Origin of the sequence: Klebsiella sp. GW_Kp181, assembly GCF_040062315.1 — a bacterium.
Taxonomy (GTDB): domain Bacteria; phylum Pseudomonadota; class Gammaproteobacteria; order Enterobacterales; family Enterobacteriaceae; genus Klebsiella; species Klebsiella oxytoca.
Genome location: NZ_JBEAFR010000055.1, coordinates 44296 through 62027 on the forward strand (window position 1 = coordinate 44296; position 17732 = coordinate 62027).

Consider the following 17732-nt stretch of genomic DNA (forward strand, 5'->3'; position numbering starts at 1 on the left):
CAGTGTAATGACTGGTAAAGAATTTGAGGCATGACGTATACAACGTTAAACTGCCTGCGCTAATAATTTGACAACAGGAATATGGATCGTGACTAAAATCAAACTTCTGGCACTTGGTGTGTTGATTGCGACTTCAGCATCCGCCGTACACGCTGAAGGGAAGTTCACTTTAGGGGCGGGTGTAGGCGTCGTTGAACATCCGTACAAGCAGTATGATGCTGATGTTTACCCGGTGCCGGTGATTAATTACGAGAGCGATAACTTCTGGTTTCGTGGTTTAGGCGGTGGTCTTTACCTGTGGAATGATACCAACGATAAGCTCTCCGTGACCGCCTACTGGTCGCCGATGTACTTTAAGCCAGGCGACAGCGATAGCGAGCAGATGCGCCGTCTGGATAAACGTAAATCCACGGTGATGGCAGGACTTGCGTACGAACACTATACGCAGTACGGTTTCCTGCGCACCGCGCTGTCAGGGGACACCCTGGATAACAGCAACGGTATCGTATGGGATCTGGCCTGGCTATATCGCTACACCAACGGCAACCTGACGCTTACGCCGGGTATTGGCGTTGAATGGAATAGCGATAATCAGAACGAGTACTACTATGGTGTTTCGAAACATGAGTCGAATCGCAGCGGCATGCGCAGCTACGATCCGGACAGCAGCTGGAACCCGTACCTCGAGCTGTCGGCAAACTATCGTTTCCTCGGCGACTGGAGCGTATACGGCGTGGCCCGCTACACCCGCTTGTCTGACGAAATCACCGATAGTCCGATGGTGGACAAATCCTGGAGCGGTCTGATTTCAACCGGGATCACTTACTCCTTCTGATAGTGCTTTATTACAGAGCAATTTGTGCATCAAAACAGGGCGTAATGCCCTGTTTTGCATTACGGTGGTGCAATCAAACGACAGGAGGTAGTCATGGCACAAAGGACAATCAGTTTTGGCGAGCATCCAGCGGTTCCCGTCATAGGGCAGGGGACCTGGTACATGGGCGAAAACCCGGCGCTGCGCGCTCAGGAGTCTGCTGCACTACGCGCGGGCATCGATCTTGGGCTCACGGTGATCGATACGGCGGAAATGTATGCTGACGGCGGCGCCGAAGAGGTTGTCGGCGAAGCCATTCGCGGCCAGCGCGAGCGCGTGGTGCTGGTGTCTAAAGTGTATCCGTGGAACGCTGGCGGTCGCAAAATAGCCAGCGCCTGCGAAGCCAGCCTGCGCCGCCTGAAGACCGACTATCTCGATCTCTACCTGCTGCACTGGCGCGGCGACTACGCATTGCAGGAGACGGTGGCAGGTATGGAAGCGCTCGTTGCGCAGGGCAAAATTCGTCGCTGGGGCGTATCGAATCTTGATTACGCTGATATGCAAGAACTCTGGCAGGTTGACGGCGGCGAGCAGTGCGCAACTGACCAGGTACTCTATCACCTGGCTTCTCGCGGTATTGAACATGATTTGTTGCCATGGTGCCAGCAGCAGCGGCTGCCGGTGATGGCCTACTGTCCGCTGGCCCAGGCCGGCCGTCTGCGCAATGGACTTTTAAATCATACCGTTGTGAAAAATATTGCGCAGGCCCGGGGCGTAACCGCCGCGCAGGTGCTTCTGGCATGGGTTATCAGCCATCAGGGGGTACTGGCGATCCCGAAAGCATCGAGTATCGAACATGTTGAGCAAAATGCTGCGGCGCTGGACATCGAGCTAACCGCTGAAGAGAGGGCGCTGCTGGAAAAAGCTTACCCGGCACCGGGAAGAAAAACACCGCTGGATATGGTCTGAATAGGGTATAAAGAAAAGCCCCGACCCTGCGGGGCTCCGGTCGCGAGCTGCCACCAGGCATGAATACGATCGCAATCAGTGCGTCAGGCCGGGCAAAGCGTCAGCTGCCTCCCGGCAGAAATACGCGCACTAGATTTTAACCCGTATGCGCTCTTTCAGTGCGTTAGCGTTTCATCACGCGAATGGTTTGCGCCAGGCGCGAAGGTTTCTCTTCGCTGGCCTTCTGCGATTCGGTTACGCAGCAAGTTTCTACGCAAACGAAGGTTTTGTAGCCATCATCGGGCATATCGCCCATGCTGACGGAAAGGGCCGGTCCCGGGTTCCAGCCAACCACGTTGCTGTTGTGATGATGGACGACATCGATGTTGCGGCTGAGCGCATCATCGTGAATGACGCTGCAGGTTTCTGCATTCAGATAGACGCGGTCGGTACGATCCGGGAAGGTTTCAGTGCCGTTGCTTAATACGCCTTCTTCGGCATTTTTCACTTTATCAATATAACGGTCGCCCAGACCGCTGACCTTCACTGCCGCAATGTCACCGACGTTGAAATAGGTGTGAAGGGCGGAAGTGGTTTCAAATTCGCCGTGCGCTTCCAGCTCAATTTCGCAGGTTTTACCCAGTTTGAAACGCGCTAACAGGGTGAACTCATGCGGCCAGTACTGGCGAGTGGCATCGCTGCTTTTTAGTTCAAAGGTCAGCACTACGCCGTTATCGTCTTCATCGTGGCCTTTCAGGGCCCACGGCAGATTGCGGGCAAAACCGTGCGACGGCAGACCCTGCTGAGCTGATGGGCCAAACCATGGCCAGCAAATCGGCACGCCGCCGCGCAGGGCAACGCCATTTTTGAATGGAGTATTGCCGCTGAGCCACAGGACCTCTTCTTCGCCTGCGGGCTTCCAGGAGAGCAGGTGAGCGCCCTGGAAAGCCACGGAAGCTTTAACCTGCGGATGATCAACCACGATCAGTTCCAGGTCATCAAGCTGGCGACGGGAAAGGACAGGGGTAAGCTGTTCGATAACCGGGAGGGCAAAAATTTTATTAATCATTACGCAATCCTTTTTACCCTAAATAATTCGAGTTGCAGGAAGGTGGCAAGTGAACGACAAATTCGTCAGGAACGAATTTGAACAACCGAAGATGGCCTTCGGTCAGGGACATGGATGTCCCTGATTCATCCCGATGAGCTTACCGTAGTAAGTGATTCGGGTGAGCGAGCGTAGCCAACACATCTGTAACTTGAAGTATGACGGGTATATTTTTAGGCAAAAAAAAGAGCGACCGGAGTCGCTCTTACAGATTACGGTCTCATCTCAACTTATTTGGAGATGTGAGCAATCAGGTCCAGAACCTTGTTGGAGTAACCAGTTTCGTTATCGTACCAGGAAACCAGTTTCACAAAGTTGTCGTTCAGAGCGATACCCGCTTTAGCATCGAATACGGAAGTGCAAACTTCGCCGTTGAAATCGGTAGAGACAACGTCGTCTTCGGTGTAGCCCAGAACGCCTTTCATTGCGCCTTCGGAAGCAGCTTTGATTGCTTTCTTAATTTCTTCATAAGAAGCAGCTTTTTCCAGACGAACGGTCAGGTCAACAACGGATACGTTCGGAGTCGGAACGCGGAACGCCATACCGGTCAGTTTGCCATTCAGTTCTGGCAGTACTTTACCTACAGCTTTAGCAGCGCCGGTAGAGGACGGGATGATGTTCTGAGCTGCGCCGCGGCCGCCGCGCCAGTCTTTATGAGACGGGCCATCAACGGTTTTCTGAGTAGCGGTAGTGGCGTGAACAGTAGTCATCAGACCTTCGATGATGCCGAAGTTGTCGTTGATAACTTTTGCCAGCGGAGCCAGGCAGTTGGTGGTGCAGGAAGCGTTGGAAACGATGTCCTGGCCTTCATATTTGTCAAAGTTAGCACCTTTAACAAACATCGGAGTGTTGTCTTTGGACGGGCCAGTCAGAACGACTTTTTTCGCGCCAGCGGTGATGTGCTTACGAGCGGTTTCGTCGGTCAGGAAGATACCGGTTGCTTCAGCAACAACGTCAACACCCACTTCGTCCCACTTCAGGTTAGCCGGGTCACGCTCAGCGGTAACACGGATTTTTTTACCGTTAACGATCAGATGACCGTCTTTCACTTCAACGGTACCGTTGAAACGGCCGTGAGTGGAGTCATACTTCAGCATGTAAGCCATGTAGTCAGCGTCTAACAGGTCGTTGATTGCAACGATCTCGATGTCAGAACGTTCCTGAGCAGCACGGAAAACAATGCGACCGATACGGCCAAAACCGTTGATACCTACTTTGATAGTCATATATTCCACCAGCTATTTGTTAGTGAATAAAAGGTTGCCTGTAAAATTACAAAAACCTTACGCAGCGTCAAGCGGAATCGTGTCAATCATTGCGACAAATCAATCCGGAGCATGCCTTTGCGCGGTTGATTTATCCCACTTTCCCTTTGAGCCCAATTCCATATGGGGGCTGCGCCCGGAATTTTAAAGGTCATTTGAGATAAAAATGTGATATTCATCACAATTGTGTGGCTGCCTTTTGGCGTCGCCTAAGTTTAGAACAAAAGTGCACGCTTTATTGTTAATATTTTGTTAGAATTAAGCCGAAAAAGTTGTCCTTTCACAGCGAGAAGCAAGCCAATGTCGAATAAACCCTCTTCGGACGAGTTCAAAAAAAATTTGAGCGAGATGCAGTTTTACGTGACGCAGAATCACGGTACTGAACCGCCGTTCACCGGGCGGCTACTCCACAACAAACGCGACGGCGTCTACCACTGCCTGGTATGCGACGCGCCGCTGTTTAACTCGCAATCCAAGTATGATTCAGGCTGCGGTTGGCCGAGCTTTTATGAGCCGGTAAGCGATGATGCTATTCGCTATCTTAACGATTACTCCCACGGTATGCAGCGCACGGAAATTCGCTGCGGAAACTGCGATGCTCACCTTGGACACGTCTTCCCGGATGGCCCGCAGCCTACCGGTGAGCGTTTTTGTGTTAATTCGGCCTCTTTAAGCTTCACCAATGATGAAAATGGTGAGCAAACCAAGGGTTGAAAAAACGATTCAGCAAATTATTCCAACATGAGGTGGGAGAACGATGGAAATTGAACGGATTATCGACGGCATGACGCCGGAAGTGTATCAGCGTCTGGCGACGGCGGTGGAGCTGGGAAAATGGCCCGACGGCGTGGCGTTAACAGCCGAGCAGAAAGAGAACTGTCTGCAGCTGGTGATGCTCTGGCAGGCCCGATATAACGTTGACGCGCAGCATATGACCATCGACACCAACGGACAGATGGTGATGAAGAGTAAACAGCAGTTGAAAGTGGACTTTGGTATTTCGCCGCAACCTATCGCGACGTTTAAATCCTGAGCCTGAACGGCCCGGCCAATTGAACGCCGGGCTTAGCGTCAGCTGGGCGTTATTTCTTGTTCATCATCGCTTTTAGATCGGCGAAAGGGTTATATTTCGCTTCGCCGACGCTTTTCTGCGCATCTTCGCCGGCCACCACCGTTGAACCATACTGATCGGCCTCGGTGTATTTTGAGTGTTCATGATCGTGGCAGTAGAGGCACAGCATCTCCCAGTTGCTACCATCTTCCGGGTTATTGGAGTGGTCGTGGTCGATATGATGTACCGTCAGTTCACGCAGATTCGAATAGACAAACTCACGCGAGCAGCGTCCGCAGACCCAGGGGAAGAGCTTCAGCGCTTTTTCGCGATATCCGACTTCCAGACGGGCGTAGTTTTTCGGGATATAAGCCATAATACCCATGCCTTCTGTTGCAAATGAAAAGCTGCGCCGGAGCTGGCGCAGCGGAATGTGCTTATCATAACCTATTGTGCAGGCGGTGACATCGCGCAGATCAGCGTTTGATCTCCAGGGATTCGGCCAGCTGTTTCGCTAGCTGGTTTTGATCATCGGCGCCGTACTCCCAAAACATCGCGCCTCCCAGTCCTTTGCTCTTGATATAGTCGGCTTTGATCGCCACCGAGCGCGGGTTCTCGTAGGAGAGGGCAAAGAGCGCTTTACCGTCGGAAGAAGTTACCGACAGCCACGGCACTTTCGCTTCATCATCCCAATGCTGAGTAAAGCGCTTCTGCGGATCGTTGATGAACTTCGCCACGATATCGTTATATTTCACGTAGGTATCTTTTGACAGATCGACGCCCAACGTTTTGAACAGCTCGACCTGCTGCGGCTCAAAATAAGGCTGCGTTGCCGGATTTTTCTGCGCATCCGGTTTGCTCCAGTCAATGCCCGGCTCGACGGCGCGTTTCGGTACCCGCCCATAGAAACCAATCCCCAGGTTCATCTGGCTGGGCTTCAAACCCGCCGCAAGATAGTTGTTGACCACGAAATCAGCGCTGTACTTATCGGCTTCTGCGACCGTCGGCCATTGAGAGGAGTCGTACAGGTTGGAATTGAAGTACTGGGTGCCGTAAGCCATGTCGTAGGTCATCAGGTTGATGTAGTCGAGCGAGGGGGCTATCGCTTTGACATCCACCCAGCTCTTCGGACTCTCCGCGTTAGCGCCCACGGCGATGGTCACCAGTTTTTTATTGCCCACCGCCGCGCGCAGCTCTTTCAGCAGGACGGTAAAATTATCGCGATCGGCCGGTTGGCTGTCGACCAGTCCCCATGCGCCGTTGACCGGATACTCCCAGTCCAGATCGATACCATCAAGACCATATTTTTCAATGATCTCCTGCGCCGACTGAATAAACAGCGCTCGGGTTTCTTTTGTCGCCGCCGCGCCGGAGAATCCGCGCGCTCCCCAGCCGCCGACGGAAAGCAAAACTTTCAGGTTCGGATTCTGCTGGCGCAGATGCGGGATTTTCTGCAAATCAGCCTGCACTTTCGGCGACAGCCAGATTTGATGCAGCCTGCCGGGGTCTTTCAGGGCCGCGTTGGTTTCACCTTTTTCGTCGTTATAGATCAGACCAAACGAGTAGTTGAGATGGGTAATCTGCCGGACGTCAAGTTTATCGATATTGCCGCCAGGTCCGGCAGTGACGTCGCCGCCGCCGTTAAAGTAGCCGACGGACATCAGGGTATTAGCAGAAGCGACGCTCGCGCAGAGCAGGGGTAAAGCTGCCAGTAAAGGCAAAAGTTTCATAGCAAATCCTCTTTGACAGAAAAGTGACTTAGTAAAACAAACACGCCACGGAAATGACGTGGCGAAAAAACAGCTCGTGCAGGCTAGCATCTTCCATTGCCCAAAACTGCGAAGGGGTTCACGCTGCATCAGCGAAGCCGCGCCATGCCAACGCCATAAGCTTTCCTTCACATCTCTCTCCGCCATCCATTTTGCCGTATTTGTGATCTAAGTTGTGAAATGCAGATCAATATCTGTGTTTTAAAGATTTAATGTTGACCTTAAAGATTTCGTGGTTAAGTATTGCTCCCACTGATGCAAAACCACAAACAAAGGAAGACGCAATGAAAGCACTGGCAAGATTTGGTAAGGCCTTTGGCGGCTATAAGATGATTGATGTTCCGGAACCGGTCTGCGGTCCGGATGATGTGGTGATTGAAATCAAGGCGGCAGCCATTTGCGGCGCGGATATGAAGCACTACAACGTCGATAGCGGATCCGACCAATTCAACTCCATTCGCGGCCACGAATTTGCCGGTGAAATCGTCCGGGTCGGCGAAAAGGTTAAGGACTGGAAAGTGGGCCAGCGGGTGGTTTCAGATAATAGCGGGCACGTCTGCGGCGTGTGTCCGGCCTGCGAACAAGGTGATTTTCTGTGTTGTACAGAAAAAGTTAATTTAGGTCTTGATAACAATACCTGGGGCGGCGGATTTTCGAAATACTGCCTGGTGCCGGGGGAGATCCTCAAAATTCATCGCCACGCGCTGTGGGAAATCCCGCCGGGCGTTGATTACGAAGAAGCGGCGGTGCTGGATCCTATCTGTAACGCCTATAAATCTATCGCTCAACAATCCAAATTTCTCCCCGGTCAGGACGTGGTGGTCTTCGGTACCGGTCCGCTAGGGCTCTTTGCCGTACAGATGGCGCGCATCATGGGGGCCGTCAATATCGTGATGGTCGGGCTGGAAGAGGACGTCGCGGTGCGTTTCCCCATCGCTAAAGCGTTGGGTGCGACGGCGGTGGTCAACGGTTCGAGCGAAGATGTAGTTGCGCGCTGTCAGGAAATTTGCGGCAAAGATAATCTCGGTCTGGTTATCGAATGTTCAGGCGCCAACATTGCCCTCAAACAGTCTATCGAAATGCTGCGCCCCAACGGTGAAGTGGTCCGCGTGGGGATGGGCTTCAAACCGCTGGACTTCTCCATCAACGACATCACTGCCTGGAACAAAAGCATCATCGGCCATATGGCTTACGACTCCACCTCCTGGCGCAACGCCATTCGCCTGCTCGCCAGCGGCGCGATCAAAGTCAAACCAATGATTACTCATCGCATTGGCCTGTCGCAGTGGCGCGAAGGTTTTGATGCCATGATCGATAAAACCGCGATTAAGGTCATCATGACTTACGACTTTGATGAATAACCCATTTATTAAAGGAAGGTTCCCGGATGGAACAGATAGCAAAACCGCACTGCGGCGCCAGGCTCGATCGCCTGCCCGACTGCCGTTGGCACGCTTCAATGTTTGCCATGGTCGCTTTCGGATTACTTGTCTGCTGGAGTAATGCCGTAGGCGGGTTAATACTCGCGCAGCTAAAAGACTTGGGCTGGACCGATAATTCCACGACCGCTACGTTTTCTGCCATTACCACGGCGGGAATGTTTCTTGGCGCGCTCGGTGGCGGCATTATCGGCGATAAGATCGGGCGTAAAAATGCGTTCATCCTGTATGAAGCGATTCATATTATTGCCATGGTCATTGGGGCGTTTTCGCCGAATATGATCTTTCTGATTGCCTGTCGTTTTATCATGGGGGTAGGGTTAGGCGCGCTGCTGGTGACCTTATTTGCCGGATTCACCGAATATATGCCTGGCAGAAATCGCGGCACCTGGTCCAGTCGGGTCTCGTTTATCGGCAACTGGTCTTATCCGCTCTGTTCGCTGATTGCGATGGGATTAACGCCGTTAATCAGCGCGGAATGGAACTGGCGCGTACAGCTGCTGATCCCGGCGGTGCTGTCGCTAATTGCTACCGTTATTGCCTGGCGCAGTTTCCCTGAATCGCCACGCTGGCTGGAGTCTCGTGGACGTTACGCGGAAGCGGAAAAGGTGATGCGGGCCATTGAAGAGAGGGTCGTGCAGCAAACCGGTAAGCCATTGCCGCCAGTGGTAATAGAAGATGATGGTAAAGCGCCGCGCGCGGTTCCTTATTCAGCCTTATTAACCGGCGTATTACTCAAGCGGGTTATTTTAGGCTCCTTCGTCCTGATTGCCATGAATGTCGTCCAGTATACCTTAATTAACTGGCTGCCGACGATATTTATGACCCAGGGCATTAATCTGAAAGACTCCATTGTTTTAAACACCATGAGTATGTTCGGCGCGCCGTTTGGCATTTTCATCGCCATGCTGGTGATGGATAAAATACCGCGGAAAACTATGGGTGTGGGCTTATTGGTATTAATCGCCGTGCTGGGATATATCTATTCTCTGCAAACCAGTATGCTGCTCATCACATTAATTGGCTTCTTCCTGATTACGTTTGTCTATATGTACGTTTGCTACGCCTCAGCGGTCTATGTGCCGGAAATATGGCCGACCGAAGCGAAGCTTCGTGGTTCAGGCCTGGCGAACGCGGTGGGGCGCATCAGCGGTATCGCCGCGCCCTATGCGGTGGCGGTATTACTTAACGGCTATGGCGTAACCGGGGTATTTGTGCTGCTGGGGGCCGTCTCCATTATTGTTGCGGTCGCTATCGCCACAATCGGAATTGAAACTAAAGGCGTCTCTGTCGAAAGTCTCGGTATTGATGCCGTTACCAGCAAATAATATTGACGGAAAATAAAATGAATAATTCAAAAGCGATTTTAAAAACGCCGGGTATGATGAAAATCATCGCTGCTGATATTCCGGTACCCAAAGAACATGAAGTGCTGATCAAAATTGAATACGTTGGTATTTGCGGTTCAGATGTTCACGGTTTCGAATCAGGTCCCTTTATTCCGCCGAAAGATCCCAATCAGGAAATTGGTCTGGGGCACGAATGCGCCGGTACGGTGGTCGCGGTGGGAAACCGCGTGAGCAAATTTAAACCCGGCGACCGGGTGAATATTGAACCCGGGGTGCCGTGCGGCCACTGCCGCTACTGTCTGGAGGGGAAATACAATATCTGTCCTGACGTTGATTTCATGGCCACGCAGCCAAATTATCGCGGCGCGTTAACCCACTACCTGTGCCATCCGGAGAGCTTCACCTATAAGCTGCCCGACAATATGGACACGATGGAAGGCGCGCTGGTGGAGCCTGCGGCGGTCGGCATGCATGCCGCAATGCTGGCGGACGTCAAGCCTGGCAAGAAAATCGTCATTCTTGGCGCAGGCTGTATTGGTTTAATGACCCTGCAGGCATGCCTTTGCCTGGGGGCTACTGATATCACGGTGGTTGATGTGCTGGAAAAACGCCTGGCCATGGCCGAACAGCTCGGGGCCAAAGTCGTTATCAACGGCTCAAAAGAGGACACCGTCGCGCGCTGCCAGCAGTTATCCGGCGACATGGGGGCTGATATCGTATTCGAAACCGCCGGTTCGGCCATCACCGTTAAGCAGGCACCGTATCTGGTCATGCGTGGAGGGAAAATCATGATCGTCGGTACGGTCCCCGGGGATTCGGCAATTAACTTCCTGAAAATTAACCGCGAAGTATCGATTCAGACCGTTTTCCGCTATGCCAACCGCTACCCGGTGACTATTGAAGCTATCTCCTCCGGCCGTTTCGATGTGAAGTCGATGGTGACGCACATTTACGACTACGAGGATGTTCAGCGCGCGTTTGAGGAATCTGTTAATAACAAACGCGAGATGATTAAAGGCGTTATTAGAGTTAACCATTAATTTATTAAAAAGGGAGAAACAACTATGCTGGCTGATATTAAATATTGGGAAAATGATGCGCAAAATAAACATTATGCCATTGCCCACTTTAACGTGTGGAATGCCGAAATGCTGATGGGCGTTATCGATGCCGCGGAAGAGTCAACATCGCCGGTGATTATCTCTTTCGGCACCGGATTTGTGGGCAATACCTCGTTTGAAGATTTTTCGCATATGATGGTTTCAATGGCCAAAAAGGCCTCGGTACCGGTGATTGCGCACTGGGACCACGGACGCAGCATGGAAATTATCCACAATGCGTGGGCCCATGGCATGAATTCCCTGATGCGCGACGCTTCCGCCTTTGATTTCGAAGAGAATATTCGTCTGACCAAAGAGGCGGTGGACTTCTTCCATCCGCTGGGCATTCCGATCGAAGCGGAGCTGGGACACGTGGGCAATGAAACGGTCTATGAAGAAGCGCTGGCGGGCTATCACTATACCGATCCGGATCAAGCGGCGGAATTCGTCGAGCGCACCGGCTGCGATTCCCTGGCGGTAGCGATTGGTAACCAGCACGGGGTCTATACCTCAGAGCCGAAACTCAACTTTGAGGTGGTGAAACGCGTGCGCGAGGCGGTATCCGTTCCGCTGGTACTGCACGGCGCATCCGGCATTAGCGACGCGGATATTAAGCAGGCTATTTCGCTGGGTATTTCCAAAATTAACATTCATACCGAACTGTGCCAGGCGGCGATGGCGGCAGTGCAGGAGAACCAGAATCAACCGTTCCTGCACGTTGAGCGCGAAGTGCGCAAAGCGGTCAAAACGCGCGCGCTGGAGAAAATAAAACTGTTTGGCTCTGACGGTAAAGCGGAATGACAACATGGATAATATCGAGGTTATTTGTATAGGCGCGGCCATTGTTGATATTCCCCTGCAGCCGGTGAGCAAAAATATCTTTGATGTTGACTCATATCCCTTAGAACGCATCGCCATGACCACCGGGGGGGACGCAATTAACGAGGCAACCATTATTTCCCGACTCGGTCATCGAACGGCATTAATGAGTCGGGTAGGGGACGACGCGGCGGGACATTTTATTCTTGCACACTGTCGCCGGGAGAATATTGATATCCACAGCCTGAAGCAGGATGGCGAAATCGATACCTCCATTAATGTGGGTCTGGTCACCGCCGATGGCGAGCGTACTTTTGTGACTAACCGCAATGGTAGTCTGTGGAAGCTGAATATTAACGATGTGGACTTTGGCCGCTTCTCTCAGGCAAAGCTGCTGTCGCTGGCGAGCATTTTTAATAGCCCGCTGCTCGATGGTAAAGCGTTAACGGAGATATTCACTCAGGCCAAAGCGCACGGATTAATTATTTGCGCCGATATGATTAAGCCGCGGCTTAACGAAACTCTGAACGATATTCGCCAGGCGCTGAGCTACGTCGATTATCTGTTTCCCAATTATGCCGAGGCAAAACTGCTCACCGGCAAAGAGACGCTGGATGAGATCGCCGATAGCTTCCTGAACTGCGGGGTGAAAACGGTGGTTATTAAGACCGGCAAGCGAGGCTGCTTTATTAAGCGTGCCGATATGAAGCTGGAAGTGCCGGCGGTTTCAGGCATTACCGCCATCGACACCATTGGCGCAGGGGATAATTTTGCCTCGGGATTTATCTCCGCGCTGCTTGAAGGCAAACCGCTGCGCGAGTGCGCGTTGTTTGCTAACGCCACGGCGGCAATCTCGGTGCTGAGCGTAGGCGCCACGACGGGCGTGAAGAACAGAACGCTGGTTGAACAACTTCTCGACGAATATGAAGGGTAATAGCAGCAGATGAAAATGATTTCTTTAGGCAGTACGGATATCACGCTTTCCCGAATGGGATTAGGCACATGGGCCATTGGCGGCGGCCCGGCGTGGAACGGCGATCTCGATCTGCAGATATGTATCGACACCATTGTTGAGGCGCATCGCTGCGGGATCAATCTGATTGATACCGCGCCAGGCTACAACTTTGGCAACAGCGAAGTGATTGTTGGCCAGGCGCTTAAACAGCTGCCGCGCCGCGAAGTCGTTGTCGAAACCAAATGCGGTATCGTCTGGGAGCGCACGGGCAGCCTGTTTAATAAGGTGGGCGATCGCCAGCTGTATAAAAACCTGACGCCCGAGTCGATTCGCGAAGAGGTGGAGGCCAGCCTGCAAAGGCTGGGCATCGATACTATTGATATCTATATGACCCACTGGCAGTCGGTAGAGCCCTGCTTTACGCCAATTGCGGAGACAGTAGCCACGCTGAACGCGCTTAAGAAAGAGGGAAAAATTCGCTCTATCGGCGCGGCGAACGTAGATGCCGGGCATATCAGAGAGTACCTCAAGCACGGCGAGCTGGATATCGTGCAGGCCAAGTACAGCATTCTTGACCGGGCGCTGGAGGCCGAGCTACTGCCGCTCTGTCAACAGAACGGCATTGTAGTGCAGGTCTACTCGCCGCTTGAGCAGGGGCTACTGACCGGGACTATCGGCCGTGATTATGTTCCCGGCGGTGCGCGGGCCAATAAGGTCTGGTTCCAGCGGGAAAATATGCTGCGCGTGATTGATATGCTTGAGCAATGGCAGCCGCTATGCGAAAAATATCGCTGTACCATCCCCGCGCTGGCGCTGGCGTGGATATTAAAGCAAAGCGATCTCATTACCCTGCTGAGCGGCGCTACGGCGCCCGAGCAGGTGCGCGAGAATGTCGATGCGCTGAACATCGCTCTGACCGATGATGATTCATTATTGATGAGGCGAATGGCGGAAGCGCTGGATACTAAATAAGAGAGAAGACGCTGACCTCTGTTTCTGTGTAAAATAGTATTAAATCTGTGATTCAGACAGGTTCTTTTGAAAATAAACATAGCCTGTGCGATACTAGAATCTTATTATGACTTTGCAGGAAACAGAGGTGTCATCGTGGCGGCAAAAGACAGGATTCAGGCCATAAAGCAAATGGTGGCTAATGATAAGAAAGTAGCGGTTTCTAATTTAAGCGCAATTTTTCAGGTCACTGAGGAAACCATCCGTCGCGATCTGGAAAAGCTCGAAGATGAAGGTTATTTGACCCGCACGTACGGCGGCGCTGTATTAAATACCAATGCTTTAGCTGACAATATTCATTTTTATAAACGCGCTAAATCTTTTTTAGAAGAGAAGCAGATCATTGCCCGCAATGCATTACCGTTTATAAAGAATAAAACCACCATGGCTGCCGACTCCAGCAGTACCGCGATGGAGTTATTAAAGCTATTGAAAGAGAGAAACGATCTCACGCTGTTAACCAACTCGGCAGAAGCCTTTCATGAGCTGGCACAGTCTGAAATCAACGTGGTATCTACCGGCGGCGAGCTCAATAAGAATACGCTGTCGCTGCAGGGAAGGATCACTAAGGAAATTATTAGCCGCTATCATGTTGATATTATGGTGATGAGCTGCAAAGGGCTGGATATGCAGAGCGGGGCGCTGGACTCTAACGAAGCGGAAGCGGAAATTAAGAAAACCATGATCCGCCAGGCAACCGAAGTCGCTTTGCTGGTCGATCATTCAAAATTCGATCGCAAAGCATTCGTCCAGCTCGTGGATTTTAGCCATATTAATTACCTTATCACCAATAAGGCGCCGGGTGCACAGTGGATTGCATTTTGTAAAGAAAATAATATTCAACTCGTTTATTAACATTAAGATTGGCTGTATCGATATTATTTTAATTTGCACCTGGATAATGCCATGAAAATTTAATGATGATGGCTGGCGCGGCAAAAATGATTCTGCCGCGATGGCCATACTTTATATTTTAGCTGAATTTGAGGCATCCAGATGGAACAATGTGACCCTATCGGCGCAAGATTAGACCGCTTACCTTTATCACGATTTCATTTTCGTATTTTTGGCATTATTAGTTTTAGTTTATTAATCACCGGTTTTCTCAGCTATTCCGGCAACGTGGTGCTGGCAAAGTTAGTCAGCAATGGCTGGTCAAATAACTATCTCAACGCCGCATTTACCTCGGCGCTGATGTTTGGCTACTTTATTGGTTCGTTGACCGGAGGTTTTATAGGCGATTATCTCGGGCGACGTAAAGCATTTCGCCTGAATTTACTGATCGTCGGGGTCTCTGCCTGTGCGGCAACCTTTGTGCCCAACATGTACTGGCTTATCTTTTTTCGCTGTCTGATGGGCTGCGGAATGGGGGCGCTGATTATGGTGGGCTATGCCTCTTTTACCGAATTTATTCCGCCCGCGGTACGCGGAAAATGGTCCGCCCGGCTCTCCTTTGTCGGCAACTGGTCGCCTATGTTATCGGCGGCAATTGGCGTCGTGGTGATTGCTTTTTTAAGCTGGCGGATGATGTTTCTGTTCGGCGGAGGAGCCATGCTGCTGGCCTGGTATCTGTCGGGAAGATACTTTATTGAATCTCCCCGCTGGCTGGCTGGAAAAGGGCAGCGCAGCGCCGCTGAAAAGCATCTCCAGCAGGTAGAGTCGCAAATCGAGAGAGAGAAAAACATCACCTTACCGGCCTGGCAAAGCGCGGATCAAACGGCGGATGTGTGTGTGGAAAGCGGCTCTTTCTGGCTGCTGTTTAAAGGCCAGATGCTGCGGCGCACGCTGGTGGCAATCACCGTGCTAATCGCCATGAATATTTCGCTCTATACCATTACGGTGTGGATCCCGACAATTTTCGTCAATTCGGGCATCGACGTGACGAAGTCAATCTTGATGACCGCGATTATTATGATTGGCGCGCCGGTGGGAATATTTATCGCCGCGCTGATTATCGACCGTTTTCCGCGGCGGTTATTTGGCTCATCGCTGCTGATTATTATTGCGGTGCTCGGCTACTTCTATTCGATTCAAACCGCAGAGTGGGCCATCTTAAGCTATGGCCTGGTGATGATCTTTTTCCTGTATATGTACGTCTGCTTTGCCTCGGCGGTGTACGTGCCGGAGCTGTGGCCAACGCATCTCCGGCTGCGCGGTTCAGGCTTTGTCAACGCGGTAGGGCGAATTGTCGCCGTCTTTACTCCCTACGGCGTCGCTGTCCTGCTGACCCGCTACGGCGCGATTACGGTTTTTATGGTGCTCGGGGTGATGCTGGTACTCTGTGCGCTGATCCTGTTCTGCTTTGGCATCGAAACGCGCAAGATATCGCTGGAGGAGATTTCAACGCTGGCCTGAGAAATGCGCCGACAGGGAAAATGCCTGTCGGCACCGGTTATGCGTGGGTTTCCAGCCAGTCGTCCAGGGTATAGAGGGTGGCGCCCGCGGCGGCCATCTCCATAAATGCCTGATTGCTGTCGTGCGGCTGAATATTCACCCCGCGGCAGCCGTCGGTAATGACGTTGACGTTGTAGCCCAGATTGAGAGCGTCGAGCACGGTAAACTTGACGCAGTAGTCGGTGGCCAGACCCAGCACCGTGAGTTCGCGAATATCGCGCTCGCGCAGCCACGCATCAAGCTGCGTTTTCTGTCGGTGGCCGTTGTCGAAAAAGGCGCTGTAGCTATCTATGGCCGGATTTTCGCCTTTGTGGAAGACGGCGGCGATATGCTGCTGTTTGAGCAGCGGATGCAGAGCCGCGCCTTCGCTGTTTTGCACGCAGTGATCCGGCCAGAAAGTTTGCGTCAGGCCGTCGAGCTCGCCCTGGGTATAGGGTTCAACCTGATGCTGGCTGGCAAAGCTGCCGTGATTCGCCGGATGCCAGTCCTGGCTGGCTACCACCGTTTCGCCCCGCGTCAGGCTCCAGTCGATAAGCAGGTTGGCGACGTCGACCGTACTATCGCCCTGCGGGACCGCAAGTGCGCCACCGGCGCAGAAATCATTTTGTAAATCGACCAGTAGCAGCGCGCGCTGGGTCATGTGTTTCTCCTTACTCATCGGGGGTCAGTTCGCCGCGCAGGTTCTCCTGCATTGCGCGACGGATAGCCGCAACGTCCAGATCCTGACTCAATAAATAGTGTAGCTTGGTCAGCGTGGCTTCGACGGTCATATCAAAACCGCTAATCACCCCGGCCTGAGCCAGCGCGTTACCGGTGGCGTAACCGCCCATATTCACCTTGCCGGACATACACTGGGTCAGGTTAATCACCACGATACCGCGCTGGCTGGCTTCAGCCAGGACCTGAATAAATTCGCCGTTCTGCGGCGCGTTACCGACGCCATATGAGCGCAGGATCAGCGCTTTGACCGGCTGGCGCAGGAAATTGCGCACGACGTCGGCGGAAATGCCGGGATAAATGGTCACCACGCCAATCGGCTGCGGCGTGATAGGGTGAACCACCAGCTCACCGCTGCCGTGCGGTGCGGGAGGGGTGCCGAGACGGCGAATATGGATCCCGGCTTCCAGCAGCGGCGCCAGGTTTGGCGAAGCGAAGGCGTTAAATCCGTCGGCGTGGGCCTTTGTTGTACGGTTGCCGCGGTAGAGACGGTTGTTGAAGAACAACGACACTTCGTTAATCGGATAGTTGGCGGCGACGTACAGGGCGTTGAGGAGATTAATCTGCCCGTCGGAGCGTAGCTCAGCGAGCGGAATTTGTGACCCTGTCACAATGACCGGTTTCCCCAGATTCTCCAGCATGAAGGAGAGCGCCGAAGCGGTAAACGCCATGGTATCCGTACCGTGCAGGATCACGAAACCGTCGTACTGGTCATAACGATCGCGAATATCCTCGGCGATATGCTGCCAGTCTTCCGGCGTCATATCGGAGGAGTCCATCAGCGGAGCATATTCATGAATGGTGAAGTCCGGCATCTCCGGACGGTGAAACTCGGGCATCAAAGCCAGCTGGCGCTGGAGATGGCCGGAAACGGGAATGTAGCCGTGTTCAGAACGCTGCATACCAATGGTGCCGCCAGTATAGGCAACGTAGATAGATTTCTTCTGCATAGCATCGCTTAGGTTAAACGTAGACAGGCGCAGTATATACCCG

Annotated in this window: 18 protein-coding genes; 12 read left to right on the forward strand and 6 right to left on the reverse strand. The window is 52.5% G+C overall.

Features of this window, described 5'->3' with window-relative positions:
• Positions 1 to 88: 88 nt before the first annotated feature.
• Positions 89 to 835, forward strand: a complete 747-nt coding sequence (locus tag ABLV11_RS13350; protein WP_004101263.1) for a MipA/OmpV family protein — start codon at positions 89 to 91, stop codon at positions 833 to 835.
• Positions 836 to 928: 93 nt separating this feature from the next.
• Complete coding sequence (locus tag ABLV11_RS13355) at positions 929 to 1783, forward strand: aldo/keto reductase (RefSeq protein ID WP_126488963.1); 855 nt, start codon at positions 929 to 931, stop codon at positions 1781 to 1783.
• A 163-nt stretch (positions 1784 to 1946) separates the two neighbouring features.
• On the opposite strand, the gene ABLV11_RS13360 is transcribed toward ABLV11_RS13355, so the two are convergent.
• The gene (locus ABLV11_RS13360) at positions 1947 to 2831 is read right to left on the reverse strand and encodes a D-hexose-6-phosphate mutarotase (protein WP_126488964.1); all 885 of its coding nucleotides are present in this window, start codon (positions 2829 to 2831) and stop codon (positions 1947 to 1949) included.
• Between the two features lie 269 nt (positions 2832 to 3100).
• Positions 3101 to 4096 carry a glyceraldehyde-3-phosphate dehydrogenase gene (gene gapA / locus ABLV11_RS13365; protein WP_004101269.1) on the reverse strand — a complete coding sequence of 332 codons (996 nt, stop codon included), beginning with the start codon at positions 4094 to 4096 and terminating at the stop codon, positions 3101 to 3103.
• Positions 4097 to 4435: 339 nt separating this feature from the next.
• Here gapA and msrB point away from each other — a divergent pair, with 339 nt between their 5' ends.
• Positions 4436 to 4849 carry a peptide-methionine (R)-S-oxide reductase MsrB gene (msrB, locus tag ABLV11_RS13370; protein WP_126488965.1) on the forward strand — a complete coding sequence of 138 codons (414 nt, stop codon included), beginning with the start codon at positions 4436 to 4438 and terminating at the stop codon, positions 4847 to 4849.
• Positions 4850 to 4892: 43 nt separating this feature from the next.
• The gene (locus ABLV11_RS13375; RefSeq protein ID WP_004101272.1) at positions 4893 to 5168 is read left to right on the forward strand and encodes a YeaC family protein; all 276 of its coding nucleotides are present in this window, start codon (positions 4893 to 4895) and stop codon (positions 5166 to 5168) included.
• A gap of 49 nt (positions 5169 to 5217) precedes the next feature.
• On the opposite strand, the gene yajD is transcribed toward ABLV11_RS13375, so the two are convergent.
• Complete coding sequence (yajD, locus tag ABLV11_RS13380; RefSeq protein ID WP_004101273.1) at positions 5218 to 5562, reverse strand: HNH nuclease YajD; 345 nt, start codon at positions 5560 to 5562, stop codon at positions 5218 to 5220.
• A 100-nt stretch (positions 5563 to 5662) separates the two neighbouring features.
• The gene (locus tag ABLV11_RS13385; RefSeq protein ID WP_126488966.1) at positions 5663 to 6916 is read right to left on the reverse strand and encodes a glycoside hydrolase family 18 protein; all 1254 of its coding nucleotides are present in this window, start codon (positions 6914 to 6916) and stop codon (positions 5663 to 5665) included.
• Positions 6917 to 7239: 323 nt separating this feature from the next.
• Here ABLV11_RS13385 and ABLV11_RS13390 point away from each other — a divergent pair, with 323 nt between their 5' ends.
• The 8 genes from ABLV11_RS13390 (at position 7240) to ABLV11_RS13425 (ending at position 15983) form a co-directional block, all read left to right on the forward strand.
• Positions 7240 to 8316, forward strand: coding sequence for a zinc-binding dehydrogenase (locus ABLV11_RS13390; RefSeq protein WP_126488967.1), 1077 nt, complete (start codon positions 7240 to 7242; stop codon positions 8314 to 8316).
• 26 nt (positions 8317 to 8342) lie between these two features.
• Positions 8343 to 9722 (forward strand): MFS transporter, encoded by a 1380-nt coding sequence (locus tag ABLV11_RS13395; protein ID WP_017146094.1) that lies wholly within the window; start codon positions 8343 to 8345, stop codon positions 9720 to 9722.
• A gap of 17 nt (positions 9723 to 9739) precedes the next feature.
• Positions 9740 to 10783 (forward strand): NAD(P)-dependent alcohol dehydrogenase, encoded by a 1044-nt coding sequence (locus ABLV11_RS13400; RefSeq protein ID WP_115239676.1) that lies wholly within the window; start codon positions 9740 to 9742, stop codon positions 10781 to 10783.
• Between the two features lie 24 nt (positions 10784 to 10807).
• Positions 10808 to 11644, forward strand: coding sequence for a ketose-bisphosphate aldolase (locus ABLV11_RS13405; RefSeq protein ID WP_016808483.1), 837 nt, complete (start codon positions 10808 to 10810; stop codon positions 11642 to 11644).
• A 4-nt stretch (positions 11645 to 11648) separates the two neighbouring features.
• The gene (locus ABLV11_RS13410) at positions 11649 to 12596 is read left to right on the forward strand and encodes a sugar kinase (RefSeq protein ID WP_004112280.1); all 948 of its coding nucleotides are present in this window, start codon (positions 11649 to 11651) and stop codon (positions 12594 to 12596) included.
• Between the two features lie 9 nt (positions 12597 to 12605).
• A complete protein-coding gene (locus tag ABLV11_RS13415) occupies positions 12606 to 13589 on the forward strand; it encodes an aldo/keto reductase (protein ID WP_126488968.1) in 984 nt (327 codons plus the stop codon).
• Between the two features lie 135 nt (positions 13590 to 13724).
• Positions 13725 to 14483, forward strand: a complete 759-nt coding sequence (locus tag ABLV11_RS13420) for a DeoR/GlpR family DNA-binding transcription regulator (protein ID WP_004101292.1) — start codon at positions 13725 to 13727, stop codon at positions 14481 to 14483.
• A 141-nt stretch (positions 14484 to 14624) separates the two neighbouring features.
• Positions 14625 to 15983, forward strand: coding sequence for an MFS transporter (locus ABLV11_RS13425; RefSeq protein WP_004101293.1), 1359 nt, complete (start codon positions 14625 to 14627; stop codon positions 15981 to 15983).
• Positions 15984 to 16020: 37 nt separating this feature from the next.
• Here the strand turns inward: ABLV11_RS13425 and pncA are convergent, their stop codons facing one another.
• Positions 16021 to 16662, reverse strand: a complete 642-nt coding sequence (gene pncA / locus ABLV11_RS13430; protein WP_126488969.1) for a bifunctional nicotinamidase/pyrazinamidase — start codon at positions 16660 to 16662, stop codon at positions 16021 to 16023.
• Positions 16663 to 16672: 10 nt separating this feature from the next.
• Positions 16673 to 17689, reverse strand: coding sequence for an asparaginase (gene ansA / locus ABLV11_RS13435; RefSeq protein ID WP_004101295.1), 1017 nt, complete (start codon positions 17687 to 17689; stop codon positions 16673 to 16675).
• Between the last annotated feature and the right edge of the window lie 43 nt (positions 17690 to 17732).